Annotated in this window: 18 protein-coding genes; 9 read left to right on the top strand and 9 right to left on the bottom strand. The window is 51.7% G+C overall.

Going from position 1 to position 19,739, the window contains the following annotated elements:
* Positions 1-37: 37 nt before the first annotated feature.
* Positions 38-1,090 carry a porin OmpA gene (gene ompA, locus BEB54_RS05305; RefSeq protein ID WP_000750415.1) on the top strand — a complete coding sequence of 351 codons (1,053 nt, stop codon included), beginning with the start codon at positions 38-40 and terminating at the stop codon, positions 1,088-1,090.
* A gap of 75 nt (positions 1,091-1,165) precedes the next feature.
* Here ompA and matP read toward each other — a convergent pair whose 3' ends face one another.
* The gene (matP, locus tag BEB54_RS05300) at positions 1,166-1,618 is read right to left on the bottom strand and encodes a macrodomain Ter protein MatP (protein ID WP_000877161.1); all 453 of its coding nucleotides are present in this window, start codon (positions 1,616-1,618) and stop codon (positions 1,166-1,168) included.
* A 185-nt stretch (positions 1,619-1,803) separates the two neighbouring features.
* On the opposite strand from matP, the gene BEB54_RS05295 reads away from it, so the two are divergent.
* Together BEB54_RS05295 and fabA are read left to right on the top strand one after the other, a co-directional pair.
* Complete coding sequence (locus BEB54_RS05295) at positions 1,804-3,564, top strand: AAA family ATPase (protein WP_105282148.1); 1,761 nt, start codon at positions 1,804-1,806, stop codon at positions 3,562-3,564.
* A gap of 68 nt (positions 3,565-3,632) precedes the next feature.
* Entirely contained in the window at positions 3,633-4,151 is a 519-nt protein-coding gene (gene fabA, locus BEB54_RS05290; protein ID WP_000227927.1) for a bifunctional 3-hydroxydecanoyl-ACP dehydratase/trans-2-decenoyl-ACP isomerase, read from the top strand.
* Positions 4,152-4,220: 69 nt separating this feature from the next.
* On the opposite strand, the gene rmf is transcribed toward fabA, so the two are convergent.
* From rmf to rlmKL, 6 genes are all read right to left on the bottom strand, one after another.
* Entirely contained in the window at positions 4,221-4,388 is a 168-nt protein-coding gene (gene rmf / locus BEB54_RS05285) for a ribosome modulation factor (protein ID WP_000828648.1), read from the bottom strand.
* 255 nt (positions 4,389-4,643) lie between these two features.
* Entirely contained in the window at positions 4,644-5,207 is a 564-nt protein-coding gene (gene pqiC / locus BEB54_RS05280) for a membrane integrity-associated transporter subunit PqiC (protein ID WP_000759110.1), read from the bottom strand.
* Positions 5,204-6,844, bottom strand: a complete 1,641-nt coding sequence (pqiB, locus tag BEB54_RS05275; protein ID WP_000445539.1) for an intermembrane transport protein PqiB — start codon at positions 6,842-6,844, stop codon at positions 5,204-5,206. The genes pqiC and pqiB overlap by 4 nt, the downstream gene beginning before the upstream one ends.
* Before the next feature lie 4 nt (positions 6,845-6,848).
* The gene (gene pqiA / locus BEB54_RS05270; RefSeq protein WP_000333176.1) at positions 6,849-8,102 is read right to left on the bottom strand and encodes a membrane integrity-associated transporter subunit PqiA; all 1,254 of its coding nucleotides are present in this window, start codon (positions 8,100-8,102) and stop codon (positions 6,849-6,851) included.
* 129 nt (positions 8,103-8,231) lie between these two features.
* A complete protein-coding gene (locus BEB54_RS05265) occupies positions 8,232-10,139 on the bottom strand; it encodes an ABC transporter ATP-binding protein (RefSeq protein ID WP_032302808.1) in 1,908 nt (635 codons plus the stop codon).
* Between the two features lie 11 nt (positions 10,140-10,150).
* Entirely contained in the window at positions 10,151-12,259 is a 2,109-nt protein-coding gene (rlmKL, locus tag BEB54_RS05260; RefSeq protein ID WP_001086527.1) for a bifunctional 23S rRNA (guanine(2069)-N(7))-methyltransferase RlmK/23S rRNA (guanine(2445)-N(2))-methyltransferase RlmL, read from the bottom strand.
* A 97-nt stretch (positions 12,260-12,356) separates the two neighbouring features.
* Between rlmKL and ycbX the strand changes: the two genes are divergently transcribed.
* Positions 12,357-13,466 carry a 6-N-hydroxylaminopurine resistance protein YcbX gene (ycbX, locus tag BEB54_RS05255; protein ID WP_105277078.1) on the top strand — a complete coding sequence of 370 codons (1,110 nt, stop codon included), beginning with the start codon at positions 12,357-12,359 and terminating at the stop codon, positions 13,464-13,466.
* Here ycbX and zapC read toward each other — a convergent pair.
* Both zapC and pyrD read right to left on the bottom strand, forming a co-directional pair.
* Positions 13,463-14,005, bottom strand: a complete 543-nt coding sequence (gene zapC, locus BEB54_RS05250; RefSeq protein WP_032302806.1) for a cell division protein ZapC — start codon at positions 14,003-14,005, stop codon at positions 13,463-13,465. The genes ycbX and zapC overlap by 4 nt on opposite strands.
* Positions 14,006-14,178: 173 nt before the next feature.
* Positions 14,179-15,189, bottom strand: a complete 1,011-nt coding sequence (pyrD, locus tag BEB54_RS05245; protein WP_001305914.1) for a quinone-dependent dihydroorotate dehydrogenase — start codon at positions 15,187-15,189, stop codon at positions 14,179-14,181.
* A gap of 236 nt (positions 15,190-15,425) precedes the next feature.
* On the opposite strand from pyrD, the gene ssuE reads away from it, so the two are divergent.
* From ssuE to ssuB, 5 genes are read left to right on the top strand one after another with little or no spacing between them, the layout of a single operon-like run.
* Positions 15,426-16,001 carry an NADPH-dependent FMN reductase gene (gene ssuE / locus BEB54_RS05235; protein ID WP_105277075.1) on the top strand — a complete coding sequence of 192 codons (576 nt, stop codon included), beginning with the start codon at positions 15,426-15,428 and terminating at the stop codon, positions 15,999-16,001.
* Positions 15,994-16,953 (top strand): aliphatic sulfonate ABC transporter substrate-binding protein SsuA, encoded by a 960-nt coding sequence (ssuA, locus tag BEB54_RS05230; RefSeq protein ID WP_105271005.1) that lies wholly within the window; start codon positions 15,994-15,996, stop codon positions 16,951-16,953. Before ssuE ends, ssuA begins: the two co-directional genes overlap by 8 nt.
* The gene (gene ssuD, locus BEB54_RS05225) at positions 16,950-18,095 is read left to right on the top strand and encodes an FMNH2-dependent alkanesulfonate monooxygenase (protein ID WP_105277074.1); all 1,146 of its coding nucleotides are present in this window, start codon (positions 16,950-16,952) and stop codon (positions 18,093-18,095) included. Before ssuA ends, ssuD begins: the two co-directional genes overlap by 4 nt.
* Before the next feature lie 10 nt (positions 18,096-18,105).
* Positions 18,106-18,897, top strand: a complete 792-nt coding sequence (gene ssuC, locus BEB54_RS05220; protein WP_000235189.1) for an aliphatic sulfonate ABC transporter permease SsuC — start codon at positions 18,106-18,108, stop codon at positions 18,895-18,897.
* Entirely contained in the window at positions 18,894-19,661 is a 768-nt protein-coding gene (gene ssuB, locus BEB54_RS05215) for an aliphatic sulfonates ABC transporter ATP-binding protein (protein WP_032302800.1), read from the top strand. Before ssuC ends, ssuB begins: the two co-directional genes overlap by 4 nt.
* Positions 19,662-19,739: the final 78 nt, after the last annotated feature.

The raw sequence follows: 19,739 nt of genomic DNA, 5'->3' as shown, positions 1-19,739 counted from the left end.
TTCATGGCGTATTTTGGATGATAACGAGGCGCAAAAAATGAAAAAGACAGCTATCGCGATTGCAGTGGCACTGGCTGGTTTCGCTACCGTAGCGCAGGCCGCTCCGAAAGATAACACCTGGTACACTGGTGCTAAACTGGGCTGGTCCCAGTACCATGACACTGGTTTCATCAACAACAATGGTCCGACCCACGAAAACCAACTGGGTGCAGGTGCTTTTGGTGGTTACCAGGTTAACCCGTATGTTGGCTTTGAAATGGGTTACGACTGGTTAGGTCGTATGCCGTACAAAGGCGACAACATCAATGGCGCATATAAAGCTCAGGGCGTTCAACTGACCGCCAAACTGGGTTACCCAATCACTGACGATCTGGACATCTACACTCGTCTGGGTGGTATGGTATGGCGTGCAGACACCAAGGCTAACGTACCTGGTGGCGCATCCTTTAAAGACCACGATACCGGTGTTTCTCCGGTCTTCGCTGGCGGTGTTGAGTACGCGATCACTCCTGAAATCGCTACCCGTCTGGAATACCAGTGGACCAACAACATCGGTGACGCACACACCATCGGTACTCGTCCGGACAACGGCCTGCTGAGCCTGGGTGTTTCCTACCGTTTCGGTCAGGGCGAAGCAGCTCCAGTAGTTGCTCCGGCACCAGCTCCGGCACCGGAAGTACAGACCAAGCACTTCACTCTGAAGTCTGACGTTCTGTTCAACTTCAACAAAGCAACCCTGAAACCGGAAGGTCAGGCTGCTCTGGATCAGCTGTACAGCCAGCTGAGCAACCTGGATCCGAAAGATGGTTCCGTAGTTGTTCTGGGTTACACTGACCGCATCGGTTCTGACGCTTACAACCAGGGTCTGTCCGAGCGTCGTGCTCAGTCCGTTGTTGATTACCTGATCTCTAAAGGTATCCCGGCAGACAAAATCTCTGCACGTGGTATGGGTGAATCCAACCCGGTTACTGGCAACACCTGTGACAACGTGAAACAGCGTGCTGCGCTGATCGACTGCCTGGCTCCGGATCGTCGCGTAGAGATCGAAGTTAAAGGCATCAAAGACGTTGTAACTCAGCCGCAGGCTTAAGTTATCGTCTGATAGAAAAACCCCGCAGCTGCGGGGTTTTTTTCGCCTTGCGTAAATTGAACTGACTCTCGACAGTTATTCCTTACCCAGTAATGCCTGCAGATCCTGCTTTAAAGAAGACATTTTATTCGCGTATTTCTCTTTGTTTTCCGCATCTTCAATCAGCTGAACAATCGTTTCGGAAAGTGTTTTACCGCGACGCTGCGCCAGACCAGCCAGACGTTGCCAGACAATAAATTCCAGATCGATCGATTTTTTGCGCGTATGCTGGTGTTCCGCATTAAAATGGCGCTTTCGTCTGGCCCGAATGGTCTGCTTCATGCGATTGACCAGTTCCGGATTCATATGCTTGTCAATCCAGCCATTTACCAGCACGGGTTCATTTTCCAGCGAGAGCAACACATCGACGGCTTCCTGGGCGGCACTGGCTTCTATGTAACGGGTGATTAACTCCCCTTCGCGGTGCTTCTTCACCAGATACTTCCATTTCCAACCGCTTTCAAGATTTTCAAGTTGTTGATATTTCATAGCGATCTCAATGTTACCGTGTAACTCTTTACAGAATATCAGCTTTTTAGGCCAGTGAAGAAAAGAATCTCCATCCTGTGAGCTTTAACGCCCATGCCAGGAGTATTGTCGGTGCTTTCTACGTGTGCTGCAGTGCCGGTTACGGTATAATCGCGGCTTTGACAACAGACTAAAAAACATCAACTTTGACCATTACGAAACTTGCATGGCGTGACCTGGTTCCTGATACCGATAGCTATCAGGAAATATTTGCTCAGCCACATTTGATTGACGAAAACGATCCTTTATTCAGTGATACTCAACCGCGACTGCAATTTGCGCTGGAGCAGTTGCTGCATACGCGAGCATCCTCCTCTTTTATGCTGGCGAAGGCCCCGGAAGAGTCTGAGTATCTGAATCTTATTGCCGATGCCGCGCGTGCGCTACAAAGCGATGCAGGCCAACTGGTGGGCGGTCACTATGAGGTTTCCGGCCACACCATCCGCTTACGTAACGCAGTGAGTGCAGATGATAATTTTGCGACTTTAACGCAAGTTGTCGCTGCCGACTGGGTAGAAGCGGAACAACTCTTTGGCTGCCTGCGCCAGTTTAATGGTGACATTACCCTGCAGCCAGGTCTGGTGCATCAGGCAAATGGCGGTATTCTCATCATCTCTTTGCGTACACTGCTGGCGCAACCTCTGCTGTGGATGCGGCTGAAAAATATCGTTAACCGCGAGCGTTTTGACTGGGTTGCGTTTGATGAGTCCCGCCCTCTCCCCGTCTCTGTGCCTTCGATGCCATTGAAGCTGAAAGTCATTCTGGTAGGCGAACGCGAATCATTAGCTGATTTCCAGGAGATGGAACCAGAGCTTTCAGAGCAGGCTATTTATAGCGAATTTGAAGACACTCTGCAGATTGTCGATACGGAGTCAGTAAGCCAGTGGTGTCGCTGGGTGACATTGGCCGCCAGACATAATCACTTACCTGCACCGGGAGCGGATGCCTGGCCGGTACTTATCCGCGAAGCAGCACGCTACACCGGTGAACAAGAAACACTTCCGCTTAGCCCGCAGTGGATCCTCCGCCAGTGTAAAGAGGTCGCCTCCCTGTGCGATGGCGACACCTTCTCCGGCGAGCAGCTAAACTTAATGCTGCAGCAGCGTGAATGGCGTGAAGGTTTCCTCGCTGAACGCATGCAGGATGAGATCCTTCAGGAGCAAATCCTGATTGAAACCGAAGGCGAACGCATCGGGCAAATTAACGCCCTTTCGGTCATTGAATTTCCGGGTCATCCGCGCGCTTTTGGCGAACCTTCTCGCATTAGCTGCGTTGTACATATTGGCGATGGTGAATTCACTGACATCGAACGCAAAGCGGAGCTTGGCGGCAATATCCATGCGAAAGGGATGATGATCATGCAGGCGTTCCTGATGTCGGAACTTCAGCTTGAGCAACAGATCCCCTTCTCAGCATCGCTGACATTTGAGCAGTCATATAGCGAAGTGGATGGCGATAGTGCCTCAATGGCTGAACTCTGCGCCCTGATAAGCGCCCTCGCCGATGTGCCGGTGAATCAGAGTATTGCTATCACAGGTTCAGTCGATCAATTCGGTCGCGCCCAGCCAGTCGGTGGTTTAAATGAGAAAATCGAAGGCTTCTTTGCTATTTGCCAGCAACGTGAGTTAACGGGGAAACAAGGTGTCATTATCCCCACTGCTAACGTTCGCCATTTAAGTCTTCACAGTGAACTGGTGAAAGCGGTAGAAGAAGGCAAATTCACCATCTGGGCAGTAGACGATGTGACTGACGCACTGCCGTTATTATTAAATCTGGTGTGGGATGGCGAAGGCCAAACGACGCTGATGCAAACCATCCAGGAACGTATCGCGCAAGCATCGCAACAGGAAGGACGTCACCGTTTTCCATGGCCATTACGTTGGCTGAACTGGTTTATTCCGAACTGATCGGACTTGTTCAGCGTACACGTGTTAGCTATCCTGCGTGCTTCAATAAAATAAGGCTTACAGAGAACATGGTAGATAAACGCGAATCCTATACAAAAGAAGACCTTCTTGCCTCTGGTCGCGGTGAACTGTTTGGCGCTAAAGGCCCGCAATTGCCAGCACCGAACATGCTGATGATGGACCGTGTCGTCAAAATGACCGAAACGGGGGGGAACTTCGACAAAGGGTATGTTGAAGCAGAACTGGATATCAATCCGGATCTGTGGTTCTTCGGATGCCACTTCATTGGCGATCCGGTTATGCCGGGATGCCTGGGCCTGGACGCAATGTGGCAGCTGGTAGGGTTCTACCTCGGCTGGCTGGGCGGCGAAGGTAAAGGCCGCGCACTGGGTGTTGGCGAAGTGAAATTCACTGGTCAGGTTCTGCCGACAGCGAAAAAAGTGACCTACCGTATTCACTTTAAACGCATTGTTAATCGTCGTCTGATTATGGGTCTGGCAGATGGCGAAGTGCTGGTTGATGGTCGTCTGATCTATACCGCCAGCGACCTGAAAGTCGGTCTGTTCCAGGATACGTCTGCCTTCTGATTGAAATCAGACAGAGTATAAAAAGGCGAAACCTCCGCATTGCGGAGGTTTCTTTTTAAAGAGACAGAATCAGGCCATTACTACCCTGTCCGCCATGGCTTCTCGCCAGCCTCCCAGCCATTGTGACCTTTGATTCAGCGTCTGATAGGGACACATTTCTTTTGAGCGTCCGGCGATGCCGGCCTGATAACCACGTTGATGTGCCCGTTCCAGGCGATCTCGTTTTTGTCTCTTCATGCCTCGTTTCCCTCATACTGGTTTCTGGTGGAAAAGAAAACAGTGATTACTAAATGTGCAATCACAGTTAAGCAATACCGCGAATCATAACTGCCGTCAATGCGCAAAATTCACGCCACTGTCATATTTGTGAGCTACACGGGCATGTCGGTTGTACAAAAAATGTGAAGAGGAACAACTTTTTCCGCACGTTAGAAACAAAAAAACCGCCTCAGGCTACATACCGGAGACGGTCATATTTACAAATCTTTATAATTAAGGTAGACGCTTTATCTCTTGCGCAATAGAAGCGGCTTCCTGACTCCAGACACTGGCCAGCACCTTAACCATCTCATCGTAACCATCCTGAGTTTGCACCCCTTCCAGACGGAACGGACGTTTGATCAGTTGTCCCTGGTGGTTCAACAGCCACTCACCACTGACAATGACCTTGCCATCATAGCGCCCGTTAAACTCCGTTACGGTAACATTGAGCGTATCCTGGGCGCTTCCCAGAGGCTGGGAGGCAACCACCCAGCCGGGCAGTTGCGTGCTCAGGTTGGCAACCAGAGTGTTGCGCAACTGTTGATCCAACGGGCTGGCCCACAAGTTGTTGTTGGCAATCACATACTTCACATCACTGGTTTGATAAACCACACCATTTCCGGCCAGATAGTCAGGAACAGCGACCTGCTCTACCCATAACAGGCGATTACCCTGGCTGGCGGTACTTTGTGTACCGCTCTGCACCACAGGTAACTGGTAATAGTTTTTATTGATCTCGCCGGAGCTGCATCCGGCCAGCCACAGTGCCGCAATCGTCACTAGCCACTTTTTCATTGTTTCGCCCTCTTCGGCTCTGGATCTTTTTTGTCCTTCGCTTCAAATACCAGCGCGTTACTCTTCTCGTTGAGCGTTTTCAGCACCGGCTGCAGTTCACGCAACACCTGATCAAGGCGCTGCATATCCGCCACCATCTTGTTGTAGGCTGCGGAGCCAGGCTGGAAGCCCTGCATACTGCGATTCAACTCACGTAATGTAGACTGCATATCGGTCGGCAACTGCTGCATCGACTGGCTGGCGAGGATCTTGTTCATGCTATCCAGCGTCGTTTGCAGGTTTTTCATGGTGCGCTGACTTTCAGAAAGCGTACTGGTCGCCTGCTCAATCATCGGATTCAATGGCAGTTTGTTGATCTTATCCAACGCTTCCATCAGACGCTGCTGGATTTGCGCCAGGCCACCGCTAACGGTCGGGATAATCTGATAACCATTAAACTCACGAATACCGGTAATAGCAGGGCTATTTGGATAGAAATCGAGATCAACATACAGTGCGCCAGTGACCAGATTTCCGGTCTTCAGCGATCCGCGTAAACCACGTTTCAACAATTCGCCAAGGTGCTCAACAACATCCGCATTTTCACCAAGCTGCATTTTCAGCCGCTCTGGTTCGATACGAATCAGTACCGGAATACGGTAATCATCGTTAAATGTCTGCCGCATATTCGGCGCAAAGAACGGTACTTTGCTTACGGTACCCAGGCGAATACCCCGGAATTCTACCGGAGCTCCCGGTTGCAGACCGCGTACCGAATCTTTAAAGAACATCAGATAATCAATGTGATCGGTGTACAACGAATCCTGAATGCTCTTCTGATCATCATACAAAACGAAAGCTGTTTTCGGTGCCACTGGCTGCCCTAAATCCAGACCTTCCGGCACATCAAAGCTGACACCGCCACTAAGCAGCGTTGTCAATGAGCCCATCTCCACACGCATTCCCGCTGACGTCAAATCAACCGCAATGCCACTATCTTTCCAGAAGCGAACATTGCTGGTCACCAGTCGGTCATAAGGTGCATTGATGAACAGTTGATAGCTGATATTGCGTTTTTGCGTATCGAAGGTGCTGGTTTCAACCGAACCTACCCGATAGCCACGGAACAGCACCGGATCTCCTGGCGAGAGCTGCCCGGCTTTTTTACTATCGAGAATCACACGGATACCTTTTGCATCAGGCGGGGCCAACGGTGGAGAATCCAGCAAATCGTATTTATCCATTTTGCTGCCTTTCGCACCTGGTTGCAGTTCGATATATACCCCAGACAGCAGCGTACCCAGACCGCTAATCCCTTCTCGACCAATCTGCGGTTTTACCACCCAAAAGACGGTATCTTTATGCAGCAATTTTTCCATACCGGAATTCAGCCGCGCTTTGATTTCAACGTGCGTCAAATCATCAGCCAGTGTGGCGCTTTCAACCACGCCGACGTCAACGCTACGGCTTTTAATGGTGGTTTTACCACCTTCTATTCCTTCCGCATTCGCGGTGATCAGGGTCACTTCCGGCCCCTGATGGCTGTAATGATAAAAAAGAACCCAGGCCCCAATGAGCGCCGTGACGATAGGAAATATCCACACGGGAGACCAGTTCTTCACTTTCTGGATTTTGGCTTCCCCATTATTAGATTCCATACTGTCAGGACTCCTCATGCTCTGATTCAGGTTGACGATCCCACGACAAACGCGGGTCAAACGTCATAGCAGAAAACATTGTCATTATGACGACTAAAGCAAACATTAATGCACCCATTGCCGGATAAATACTCATTAAACCTCCCATACGCACCAGCGCCGAGAGCACCGCGATGACGAAAACGTCAATCATCGACCAGCGGCCTACAAACTCAACAACTTCATAAATCAAATGCATTCTTTCACTGTCGCGCTTGCCATGTCCTTTAGCATCCCAACACAGCCACGCGATGGCGATCATCTTTAACGTTGGCACCATAATACTGGCCAGAAAGATAACCGCAGCGACGGGATAAGAGCCTTCGCTCCATAACAGAATAACCCCGGCGAGAATCGTCGACGGCATCTTCGAGCCTAATAAATCCGTCACCATGATGGGCAAAATATTCGCCGGCAGATACAACATGATGGACGTAACAAGCAGTGCGAGTGTCCACTGCAGGCTGTTTCTACGACGAACATACCCTTTGGTACTACAGCGCGGGCACACAGGTTCATCAGCAGGAAGGATTGCCGTGCAACAGGAGCACGAACGCAGCCCCTGGCGTATCCCCGTGACGCCCGGTTTTAGCGGCTGGCGCAGTTCTGGCATTGGGGCGATATCGTCCCATAACCAGCGACGATCAACGCACTGAAAGGCGCGCAGTTGCAGGACACAAAATAAACACCAGGGGAGAAAGCTACTGCCGACACCAATGCTGCCGTAAGCCATCAGTTTAACGAAACTCACCAGCACACCCGCGAGGAAAATCTCCGCCATTCCCCAGGTTTTGAGTTGAAAAAGCACCCGTGCCAGTTGCTCTTTTAAACGGACCGGTAATTCCGCGCGATTCACCAGTAACAGAATGGTTATCAGACAAAACGCGGGAACCAGTTGCACAAACAACAGGAAAAAGGTGCCGAGGCTGGCGTAGTCCTCAGAAAAAAGCACGCCGGGAATTTCCAGTAATGTAATTTCACTGGTAACTCCTGCAACGTTCATATTCACAAAAGGAAACAAGTTGGACAGCAACAGCATGAACAGTGCAGCCAACGCATAGGCGGTAGGACGCTGCCGAGGGGCATCCCACGCCACGGTTAACGTTGTGCCACACCGGGGACATGCCGCTTTCTGACCATGCTCAAGGCGCGGTAACGCCACCAGCATGTCACACTGCGAGCACAGGATGTGCTTCGCGGCATGATGATGTTCGCACATTGGTACTCCTTAATGATGCGCTATTTTACAGATGACGAACAAAGTGTTGGTTTTCATGCCTGATAAACCCAGTGCATCAGGCAATTTTACCGTTGTCAGCTGTCTCTGTTTAAATCGACTATTTTGCGATCAGCCACCATTTTTTAACGCTTCAAGATACTCCCAGCGTTCAAAGGCTTGCTCCAGCTCCTGCTCTGCAGCAGCCATATCGGCGAGCACTTTTTGTGTCTGCTCATGGGGCTGACTGAAGAAGGAAGCATCCGCCACCTGCGTCTGTAGGGCTTCCAGCTTCGCCTCCAGATCTTCGAGCAATTGCGGTAGCTGCTCCAGTTCGCGCTGCAATTTATAGCTTAGTTTGCTACTGCTGCGTTTTACAGTTTCTGCTTTTGGCACGGCGGTTTCTTCGGTTTTTTTCACCGCAGGCTGTTTAAGCGCCACATACTGTTCTTGCTGACCACGGGCATCATGATAACCGCCGACATAACGACCAATTTTACCGCCGCCTTCGAAGATCCAGCATTCTGTAACCGTGTTATCGACAAACTGACGATCGTGGCTCACCAGCAATACCGTGCCCTGGTAGCTGTCGATCAGTTCTTCCAGCAATTCCAGCGTTTCGACATCAAGGTCGTTGGTCGGTTCGTCAAGAATCAATAAATTGCTTGGTTTGAGGAACAAACGCGCCAGCAGCAAGCGGTTACGCTCACCGCCAGATAGCGCACGTACCGGCGTCATCGCCCGTTTCGGATGGAACAGGAAGTCCTGCAAATAACCCAGTACATGGCGTGGTTTGCCGTTAACCATCACTTCTTGTTTGCCTTCGGCCAGGTTATCCATCACCGTTTTATCGGGATCCAGTTCCGCGCGGTGCTGATCGAAATAAGCCACTTCCAGTTTGGTGCCAACGTGAATACGCCCGCTGTCCGCCTGAAGCTGACCGAGCATCAGTTTCAGCAGCGTGGTTTTGCCGCACCCATTCGGGCCAATCAGGGCAATTTTGTCGCCACGTAGAACCTGGGCAGAAAAATCTTTTACCAGTTGCTTACCGTCAACCTGGTAGCAAACGTCTTCCATTTCGAAAACGATCTTTCCGGAGCGGCTGGCTTCTTCCACCTGCATCTTTGCGGTACCCATCACTTCGCGACGCTCGCCACGCTCGCGACGCATTGCTTTCAGGGCGCGTACGCGGCCTTCATTACGGGTACGGCGTGCTTTGATCCCCTGGCGGATCCACACCTCTTCCTGCGCCAGTTTGCGATCGAACTCGGCATTTTGTAGTTCTTCCACGCGCAGGGCTTCTTCTTTTTCCAGCAGGTACTGGTCGTAATTCCCAGGATAGGTCACCAACTTGCCGCGATCGAGATCAACAATGCGCGTCGCCATATTGCGGATAAACGAACGGTCGTGGGAGATGAAAATTATCGTCCCATTGAAGGTTTTAAGGAATCCTTCCAGCCAGTCGATGGTTTCGATATCCAGGTGGTTAGTCGGTTCGTCGAGCAGCAATACGCGCGGATTGCTCACCAGCGCGCGTCCTAATGCCGCTTTACGCAACCAGCCGCCGGAAAGCGACGACAGCGCAACGTTAGGATCTAACCCCAGTTGCGCCAGCACTTCGTTAATGCGGTTTTCCAGCTGCCACAGGTTGTGGTGATCCAACTGTTCCTGAACCTTCGCCAGTTCGTTGAGATTTTTCTCGCTCGGGTCGTTCATCACCAGGCGCGAAATATCGTGATAGCGTTTCAGGTATTCCGCTTGTTCTTCAATGCCTTCGGCAACGAAATCATAAACGCTACCCTCAACGTTACGCGGCGGATCCTGTTGCAGACGAGCGACAATCAAATCTTGCTCGTAAATAATGCGACCGTCATCCAGCCCTTGTTCACGGTTGAGGATTTTCATTAACGTCGATTTGCCTGCGCCGTTACGGCCTACCAGACAAACACGTTCGTTATCTTCGATATGCAGTTCTGCGTTATCGAGAAGCGGCGCGTCGCTGAACGACAGCCATGCGCCATGCATACTGATTAATGACATTACTATTCCTTTCAGGCTGCGGTAATCAGCCAGCAGTTGTGGATCTGGCGGTTACGGGCGAAATCCTGGGAGAGCGTTTTTTGCGTAATTTCTTGTGCTTTCAGTCCCAGTTTTGCCAGTCCGTCAAGATCCATACGGAAGCCACGTTTGTTGTTCGAGAACATGATCGTCCCACCAGCACGCAGCAGACGTTTCAAATCTTTCATCAGCGCCAGATGATCGCGCTGAACATCAAACGCATCTTCCATTCGTTTTGAGTTAGAGAAGGTTGGCGGATCGATAAAGATCAGATCGAACTGTTCATTTGCCTCACGCAGCCACGCCAGGCAATCGGCCTGAATCAGGCGATGCGCACGCCCGGTTAGGCCATTCAGACGCAGGTTGCGTTCTGCCCACTCCAGATAAGTACGCGACATATCCACGGTGGTAGTGCTGCGTGCACCGCCTAATCCCGCGTGCACGGTGGCGCTGCCGGTATAAGAGAACAGGTTGAGGAAATCTTTGCCTTTGCTCATCTGACCGAGCATACGACGGGCGATACGGTGATCGAGGAACAGACCGGTATCGAGGTAATCCGTCAGGTTCACCCACAAGTGAGCGTTATATTCGGTGACTTCGAGAAACTCGCCCTTCTCGCCCAGTTTCTGGTACTGATTTTTGCCCTTCTGGCGTTCACGGGTTTTCAGCACCAGTTTGTTTGGCGCAATCCCCAGTACCGAAATGGTTGCAGCGATAATATCGAACAGACGCTGACGCGCTTTGTGCGCATCAATAGTTTTTGGCGGCGCATACTCCTGCACCACCACCCAGTCGGCATAACGATCAACGGCAACGTTATATTCCGGCAGATCGGCGTCATACAGGCGGTAACATTCAATCCCTTCCTGGCGAGCCCACTTCTCGAATTTTTTGAGGTTCTTACGCAGGCGGTTAGCGTAGTCTTCCGCTACCATCGCCGGTTTGCTGTCTGGAGTGCTTTCGGCAACGTGGTAATTTTTCTGTACGCAGTCCAGCGGGCCGTTTTTTGCCTTGTACTGTTTGTCTGCACGCAGCTGCAAGCAGCTGAGTAGATCCGGCGAGGCACTAAACAAAGAGAGATTCCAGCCACCGAACTGGTTTTTCATGATTCGGCCCAGCAGACTATGCAGCGCAATCAGCGCCGGTTCGCTGTCCAGACGTTCACCGTATGGCGGGTTGCTCAACACTGTACCGTACGGCCCTTTCGGCAGCGGATTGGTCAGTTGCGCAACATCTTTCACCTCAAAGGTAATCAGTTCACCAATCCCCGCAAGACGTGCGTTAGTGCGCGCACGTTGAATCACCCGGGCGTCGCTGTCCGAACCGTAAAAATGAGAGCTATACTCAGCCAGGCCTTTACGGGCGCGAGTTTGCGCTTCCGCTTTCACTTCCTGCCAGATAGCTTCATCATGCTGCGCCCAGCCGCTAAAGCCCCAACGCCCACGGTGCAAACCTGGTGCGCGATCGGTCGCCAGCATCGCAGCTTCAATCAGCAACGTACCAGAACCACACATTGGATCGAGCAGCGGTGTTCCCGGCTGCCAGCCGGATCGCATCACAATCGCGGCTGCCAGGGTTTCTTTGATCGGCGCAATACCAGCACGATCGCGATAGCCACGCAGATGTAAACCATCACCACTGAGATCAAGGGCGATACTGGCAGTTTCTTTATGCAGCCAGACGTTAACGCGGATATCCGGCGCATCGCGATCAACATTTGGACGCGGCAAATTTTTCCGCGTGAAAGCATCGACGATCGCGTCTTTCACTTTCATCGCGCCGTACTGGCTGTTGCGAATGGTGTCATTTAAACCACTGAAATGGACAGCGAAGGTCGCGCCAGGATTAAACATCTCTGTCCAGTTGATCGCCTGAACGCCGAGATAGAGGTCTAAATCACTGTAAACCTTACACTCGCCCAGCGGCAACATAATACGCGAGGCCAGGCGGCTCCACATCAGGCTCTGGTAAACAAGCCGTGTGTCGCCCTTAAAATGGACCCCACCCTGAACCACCTGGCATTCAACGGCCCCCAGGTTTTCCAGTTCAGTTTTTAACAGCTCTTCCAGCCCACGGGCCGTACTGGCAAACAGAGAATTCATATCGTCACTTTTACTCTAAGAAAATTGTTGCGCATTATAGCTAATAAGCGCGTCATGTCATAAAGTTGAGGGCTTATTTTCATTTGAGGACCGCACCGTGGCGACATTAACCCGGCTTTTTATTCATCCTGTTAAATCGATGCGCGGCATTGGTCTTACACATGCTCTGGCAGATGTCAGTGGTCTGGCCTTCGATCGCATCTTTATGATCACGGAACCTGACGGTACGTTTATTACCGCTCGCCAGTTTCCCCAGATGGTACGGTTTACTCCTTCACCTGTGCATGATGGCTTGCATCTCACCGCACCAGATGGCAGTAGCGCATATGTTCGTTTTGCTGATTTCGCAACACAAGACGCACCAACCGAAGTTTGGGGCACACATTTTACCGCGCGAATTGCGCCAGACGCGATCAACAAATGGTTAAGTGGATTTTTCTCCCGCGAAGTGCAATTGCGCTGGGTGGGGCCACAAATGACCCGGCGCGTGAAACGCCACAACACTGTACCTCTGTCATTTGCTGATGGCTATCCTTACCTTCTTGCTAACGAAGCCTCGTTACGTGATCTCCAACACCGTTGTCCGGCCAGTGTAAAAATGGAGCAATTCCGCCCCAATCTGGTGGTTTCCGGCGCGTCAGCCTGGGAAGAAGATAGCTGGAAAGTGCTTCGTATTGGTGATGTGGTGTTTGATGTGGTTAAACCTTGTAGCCGCTGTATTTTCACCACCGTCAGCCCAGAAAAAGGGCAAAAACATCCGGCAGGCGAACCATTAAAAACATTGCAATCTTTCCGAACAGCCCAGGATAACGGCGATGTCGATTTTGGTCAGAATTTAATTGCCCGTAATAGTGGCGTGATTCGCGTTGGCGACGAGGTGGAAATTCTTGCAACGGCTCCGGCGAAAGTTTACGGCGCAGCTGCCGTGGACGATACCGTCGACGCCGCGCAGCAACCGGACGCAAATGTAGATATTGACTGGCAAGGGCAGGCATTTCGTGGAAATAACCAACAGGTTCTGCTGGAGCAATTAGAAAATCGGGGAATTCGTATCCCTTATTCTTGCCGCGCGGGCATTTGTGGAAGCTGCCGTGTTCAGCTTTTAGAAGGCGAAGTCACCCCGCTCAAAAAATCAGCAATCAGCAATGATGGCACCATTCTTTGCTGTAGTTGTGTGCCGAAGACTGCGCTTAAACTAGCGCGTTAAACTGCCTGTTCGAGGCTGAAACTGTCAACATTAACCTGCGGTTTCAGCCTGTCATTCATGATTTTGATGGCGTCCCCCAACTGCATCGCGCGACCCGCAATAACAACGCAGGGTTGTGCCAGCAGGCACAGTGCGGCATTTTCGCCAGATTCAACGACCAGCAAATTGACCTGCTCGTAAGTGTCGCTCAACCAAACGCAGGCCGCATCGCCCGGCATGGGCACCCACATTTCACCATGGGAAACAAAATGCCAGCTTTTCGGCATTTGCGGTTTGAGATAACGAATTGCTACCAGCGCATTAAGCACCAGTTCGGCTTTTTGTTCTTTAGATAAATTAAAATCGCGGCATTTTTCTTCAAATGAGAAATAGAGCGCGGCGTCGTCAACGCAAAAGCCTGCGGGAGAAAAGGCATCTGGAGTCAACATTTTGCGCGCAAAACGTGAGCGAAATAGCATACCATTGGCTAAATCGAGCATCATTCGATCGTGCTCTTCATCGTAATACCAACGCCAGTTATCGTCTGGTTTAATTCGCATTTGCCTCTCCCCTACCCTATAAAACCGCAGCAACACAATCCATTGTCGCTTCGCTTAATAACCTCAACAATAAAAGTACAAAATGTCTAAATAAGCAACAGCGATGAATATAAAACAACCAGGGCTTAAAATAAAGCCCTGATTATCTTATAAAGAGGAATTCGAAGAAATAATTAGATATGGGTAACGATTTCTTTAATCAGCGGCGGACCTTTAAAAATAAAACCAGAATAAATTTGCACCAGTGAGGCCCCCGCAGCAATCTTTTCACGCGCAGCGATAACCGAGTCAATGCCGCCAACACCGATGATCGGTAAGCGACCGTTTAATTCCTGTGACAAGCGGCGAATAATTTCTGTGCTTTTTAACTGAAGCGGACGACCACTTAAGCCACCGGTTTGATCACAATTTTTCATTCCCTGAACCAGAGAACGATCGAGCGTGGTATTGGTTGCAATAACGCCATCAATATTATGGCGAACTAAACTATCGGCAACCTGGATCAATTCTTCTTCAGAAAGATCCGGCGCGATCTTCACGGCGATCGGCACATATTTATGGTGCATCGCTTGCAAATCATTTTGCTTATTTTTAATCGCGGTTAAGAGATCATCCAGCGCTTCGCCATATTGCAGTGTGCGTAGTCCTGGGGTATTCGGCGATGAAATATTGATAGCGATATATCCCGCATAGGCATAGATTTTTTCCATACAAATCAGATAGTCATCTTTACCCTGCTCCACCGGCGTATCTTTATTTTTGCCGATATTAATCCCCAGAACACCATCGTAATGAGCTTTTTTTACGTTCTCAACGAGGTTATCAACGCCGAGATTATTAAAGCCCATACGGTTGATCAAACCTTCGGCATCAACCAAACGAAAGAGACGCGGCTTGTCATTACCTGGTTGTGGACGTGGTGTGACGGTACCGATCTCGATAGATCCAAACCCCATCGCGCCTAACGCGTCAATGCACTCCCCGTCTTTATCAAGACCGGCTGCCAGACCAAGCGGATTTTTAAACGTCAGGCCCATGCAGTTAACAGGTTTCGCAGGCACTTTCTGCCGCACCAGTGCTTCAAACGGCGTTCCTGTAATACGGCGTAATTGCTGAAAAGTAAACTCATGAGCGCGCTCTGGATCGAGCTGGAAAAGGGCTTTACGAACGAAGGGGTAGTACATGAACTCTCCTGGATTCCCGGTGTGCAAACCGGGGGCGTATTATGTGCGAGTTCGGACCAAAAGGGAATTGACCTGCGGCAATAAATAGCAAACGTTTTCTTATTGCGCTTTTTTTATGCTTTTTTTGGCTTTGCTTCGTCAGATAAATCATTTCGACTCGCGGACGCCCTCTGTCAGACTGACCAAATTGTTATCAATTTTAACAAAACAAGAACAATTGGTTATAAGGAGAGAGTATGCGTGTCATCACCCTGGCGGGTAGTCCTCGCTTTCCTTCTCGCTCCAGCTCCTTGCTGGAATATGCGCGGGAAAAACTGAATGGCCTGGATGTAGAGGTTTATCACTGGAATCTGCAAAACTTCGCCCCGGAAGATCTGCTTTATGCTCGTTTCGATAGTCCGGCACTCAAGACCTTCACCGAACAGCTGCAACAGGCTGATGGACTGATAGTCGCTACACCTGTGTATAAAGCCGCCTATTCCGGTGCGCTGAAAACCCTGCTCGACCTGCTGCCAGAGCGCGCTTTGCAAGGCAAAGTGGTGCTGCCGCTGGCGACGGGCGGCACGGTGGCTCACCTTTTGGCGGTCGATTACGCCCTTAAACCGGTTTTAAGCGCACTGAAAGCCCAGGAGATCCTGCACGGCGTGTTTGCCGATGACTCACAAGTAATTAATTACCACCACAAACCCCAGTTCACGCCAAATCTGCAAACCCGTCTTGATACCGCGCTAGAAACTTTCTGGCAGGCACTTCACCGCCGTGATGTTCAGGTTCCTGACCTTCTTTCTCTGCGAGGTAATGCCCATGCGTAACATCATTAAACTGGCGCTTGCGGGATTGCTTAGCGTCTCTACACTCGCAGTTGCCGCGGAATCTTCGCCAGAAGCGTTAAGGATTGGCTATCAGAAAAGCAATATCAGTTCGGTACTGGCGAAAAATTACCAAATGCTGGAAAAACGCTATCCGCAAACAAAAATCTCGTGGGTGGAGTTTCCCGCGGGTCCGCAAATGTTGGAGGCGTTGAACGTTGGCAGTATTGATCTCGGCAGTACCGGGGATATTCCGCCAATCTTTGCCCAGGCTGCCGGGGCTGATTTGGTATACGTGGGCGTCGAGCCACCGAAGCCCAAAGCCGAAGTGATTCTGGTGGCAGAAAACAGCCCGATCAAAACCGTAGCCGATCTTAAAGGTCACAAAGTTGCCTTTCAGAAAGGTTCCAGCTCGCACAATCTTTTACTGCGCGCACTACGCCAGGCCGGGCTTAAATTCACGGATATTCAGCCCACTTACCTGACGCCTGCCGATGCCCGCGCCGCGTTCCAGCAAGGTAACGTTGACGCCTGGGCTATCTGGGATCCCTACTATTCCGCCGCGTTATTACAGGGCGGCGTGCGGGTGCTAAAAGACGGCACCGATCTTAATCAAACCGGCTCGTTTTACCTGGCAGCTCGTCCCTATGCAGAAAAAAACGGCGCATTTATTCAGGGCGTACTGGCAACCTTTAGTGAGGCCGATGCGTTAACCCGCAGCCAGCGCGAGCAAAGCATCGCTTTACTGGCAAAAACGATGGGCTTACCAACGCCGGTGATTGCCTCTTATTTAGATCATCGCCCCCCTACCACCATCAAACCGGTTAACGCCGAAGTTGCCGCCTTACAGCAGCAAACGGCAGATCTGTTTTATGAAAACCGTCTGGTGCCGAAAAAAGTCGATATTCGCCAGCGCATCTGGCAGCCCACTCAACTGGAAGGAAAACAATTATGAGTCTGAATATGTTCTGGTTTTTACCGACCCACGGTGACGGGCATTATCTGGGAACGGAAGAAGGTTCACGCCCGGTTGATCACGGTTATCTGCAACAAATTGCGCAAGCGGCGGATCGTCTGGGCTATACCGGTGTGCTAATTCCCACAGGGCGCTCGTGTGAAGATGCGTGGCTGGTGGCGGCGTCGATGATCCCGGTGACGCAACGGTTGAAGTTTCTTGTTGCCCTGCGCCCCAGCGTAACCTCACCTACCGTTGCTGCCCGCCAGGCCGCCACGCTGGATCGTCTCTCTAACGGACGCGCGTTGTTTAATCTGGTCACAGGCAGCGATCCGCAAGAGCTGGCAGGCGACGGCGTGTTCCTTGATCATAGCGAGCGTTACGAAGCCTCGGCAGAATTTACCCAGGTCTGGCGGCGGTTGTTGCTTGGCGAGACAGTGGATTTCAACGGCAAACATATTCATGTGCGCGGAGCCAAACTGCTCTTCCCGCCGATTCAACAGCCCTATCCTCCGCTTTACTTTGGCGGCTCGTCAGACGTCGCCCAGGATCTGGCCGCTGAACAGGTTGATCTCTACCTCACCTGGGGCGAACCACCGGAGCTGGTAAAAGAGAAGATCGCGCAAGTGCGGGCGAAAGCTGCCGCGCATGGACGCAAAATTCGTTTCGGTATTCGTCTGCATGTGATTGTTCGTGAAACCAACGACGAAGCGTGGCAGGCCGCCGCGCGGTTAATCTCGCATCTTGATGATGAAACTATCGCCAAAGCACAAGCCGCATTCGCCCGAACGGATTCCGTAGGACAACAGCGAATGGCGGCGCTACATAACGGCAAGCGCGACAATCTGGAGATCAGCCCCAATTTATGGGCGGGTGTTGGCTTAGTGCGCGGCGGTGCCGGGACGGCGCTGGTGGGCGATGGTCCTACGGTCGCCGCGCGAATCAACGAATACGCTGCACTTGGCATCGACAGTTTTGTGCTTTCGGGCTACCCGCATCTGGAAGAAGCGTATCGGGTCGGCGAGTTACTGTTCCCACATCTGGATGTCGCCATCCCGGAAATTCCCCAGCCACAACCGCTGAATCCGCAAGGCGAAGCGGTGGCGAATGATTTTATCCCCCGTAACGTCGCGCAAAGCTAAGGAAGAAATAATGGCAACGCCAGTGAAGAAGTGGTTATTGCGCGTTGCCCCCTGGTTTTTACCGGTGGGCATCGTGGCGGTGTGGCAACTGGCCTCCTCGGTTGGCTGGCTGTCGACGCGTATTTTGCCCTCTCCGGAAGGGGTGGTAATGGCGTTCTGGACGCTCTCCGCCAGCGGCGAATTGTGGCAACATCTGGCGATCAGCTCCTGGCGGGCGCTGATTGGTTTTTCAATTGGCGGATCGCTGGGCTTGATTCTGGGACTGATTAGCGGGCTGTCACGCTGGGGAGAAAGGCTGCTGGATACCTCAATTCAGATGTTGCGCAACGTGCCGCATCTGGCGCTGATCCCGCTGGTGATTTTGTGGTTTGGCATTGATGAATCCGCAAAAATCTTTCTGGTGGCGCTCGGCACGCTATTCCCCATTTATATCAACACCTGGCACGGCATCCGTAATATCGATCGCGGTCTGGTGGAAATGGCGCGTAGCTATGGATTATCCGGCATACCGCTGTTTATCCATGTGATCCTGCCTGGTGCCCTGCCCTCAATTATGGTCGGCGTACGTTTTGCGTTGGGCCTGATGTGGCTGACGCTGATTGTTGCCGAAACCATTTCTGCCAATTCCGGCATTGGTTATCTGGCGATGAATGCGCGGGAGTTTTTGCAAACGGATGTGGTGGTAGTCGCCATTATTCTCTACGCCCTGCTCGGCAAACTTGCTGACGTCAGCGCGCAGCTGTTAGAGCGCCTCTGGCTGCGCTGGAATCCGGCTTATCATTTGAAGGAGGCCACGGTATGAATACTGCTCGTCTGAACCAGGGCACACCCTTGTTACTCAATGCAGTAAGCAAACATTACGCAGAAAATATCGTTCTGAACCAACTGGATTTACATATTCCGGCAGGTCAGTTTGTGGCGGTGGTGGGCCGCAGCGGTGGTGGCAAAAGTACCCTGCTGCGCCTGCTGGCAGGTCTGGAAACGCCAACCGCAGGCGATGTGTTAGCGGGTACCACGCCGCTAGCTGAGATTCAGGAAGACACGCGAATGATGTTTCAGGATGCGCGTCTGCTACCGTGGAAATCGGTGATTGATAACGTTGGGCTGGGCCTTAAAGGCCAGTGGCGCGATGCCGCGCGTCGGGCGCTGGCTGCGGTAGGGCTGGAGAATCGCGCGCGGGAATGGCCTGCCGCACTTTCTGGCGGGCAGAAACAGCGTGTGGCGCTGGCAAGAGCGTTGATTCATCGACCGGGTTTATTATTGCTTGATGAACCGCTCGGGGCGCTGGACGCCCTGACTCGGCTCGAGATGCAGGATTTGATTGTGTCACTTTGGCAGGAGCACGGCTTTACCGTACTGTTGGTGACGCATGATGTGAGCGAAGCGGTAGCAATGGCGGACCGGGTGTTGTTAATTGAAGAGGGAAAAATTGGTCTGGATTTGACGGTGGATATCCCCCGTCCGCGCCGGTTAGGGTCGGTGAGATTAGCGGAGCTGGAAGCGGAAGTGTTGCAACGGGTGATGCAGCGTGGGCACTCTGAACAACCGATTCGGCGTCATGGTTAATATGCCGGATGTGGCGCACAAAAACAGCGGTTTCAACGGATTGTAGGCCTGATAAGACGCGTCAAGCGTCGCATCAGG

Origin of the sequence: Escherichia sp. MOD1-EC6021 (assembly GCF_002965245.1) — a bacterium.
GTDB lineage: Bacteria > Pseudomonadota > Gammaproteobacteria > Enterobacterales > Enterobacteriaceae > Escherichia > Escherichia coli_F.
The sequence above is the reverse complement of the archived record's forward strand: the minus strand, read 5'-3'. Positions and strand labels throughout refer to the sequence as shown.

Coding starts and splice junctions, on each gene's coding strand:
- pqiA (WP_000333176.1), bottom strand. CDS start 8,102: ATGTGCGAACATCATCATGCCGCGAAGCACATCCTGTGCTCGCAGTGT.
- rmf (WP_000828648.1), bottom strand. CDS start 4,388: ATGAAGAGACAAAAACGAGATCGCCTGGAACGGGCACATCAACGTGGT.
- ssuB (WP_032302800.1), top strand. CDS start 18,894: ATGAATACTGCTCGTCTGAACCAGGGCACACCCTTGTTACTCAATGCA.
- ssuD (WP_105277074.1), top strand. CDS start 16,950: ATGAGTCTGAATATGTTCTGGTTTTTACCGACCCACGGTGACGGGCAT.
- pqiC (WP_000759110.1), bottom strand. CDS start 5,207: ATGAAAAAGTGGCTAGTGACGATTGCGGCACTGTGGCTGGCCGGATGC.
- ssuE (WP_105277075.1), top strand. CDS start 15,426: ATGCGTGTCATCACCCTGGCGGGTAGTCCTCGCTTTCCTTCTCGCTCC.
- ssuA (WP_105271005.1), top strand. CDS start 15,994: ATGCGTAACATCATTAAACTGGCGCTTGCGGGATTGCTTAGCGTCTCT.
- zapC (WP_032302806.1), bottom strand. CDS start 14,005: ATGCGAATTAAACCAGACGATAACTGGCGTTGGTATTACGATGAAGAG.
- matP (WP_000877161.1), bottom strand. CDS start 1,618: ATGAAATATCAACAACTTGAAAATCTTGAAAGCGGTTGGAAATGGAAG.
- fabA (WP_000227927.1), top strand. CDS start 3,633: ATGGTAGATAAACGCGAATCCTATACAAAAGAAGACCTTCTTGCCTCT.
- rlmKL (WP_001086527.1), bottom strand. CDS start 12,259: ATGAATTCTCTGTTTGCCAGTACGGCCCGTGGGCTGGAAGAGCTGTTA.
- ssuC (WP_000235189.1), top strand. CDS start 18,106: ATGGCAACGCCAGTGAAGAAGTGGTTATTGCGCGTTGCCCCCTGGTTT.
- ompA (WP_000750415.1), top strand. CDS start 38: ATGAAAAAGACAGCTATCGCGATTGCAGTGGCACTGGCTGGTTTCGCT.
- pyrD (WP_001305914.1), bottom strand. CDS start 15,189: ATGTACTACCCCTTCGTTCGTAAAGCCCTTTTCCAGCTCGATCCAGAG.
- BEB54_RS05265 (WP_032302808.1), bottom strand. CDS start 10,139: ATGTCATTAATCAGTATGCATGGCGCATGGCTGTCGTTCAGCGACGCG.
- pqiB (WP_000445539.1), bottom strand. CDS start 6,844: ATGGAATCTAATAATGGGGAAGCCAAAATCCAGAAAGTGAAGAACTGG.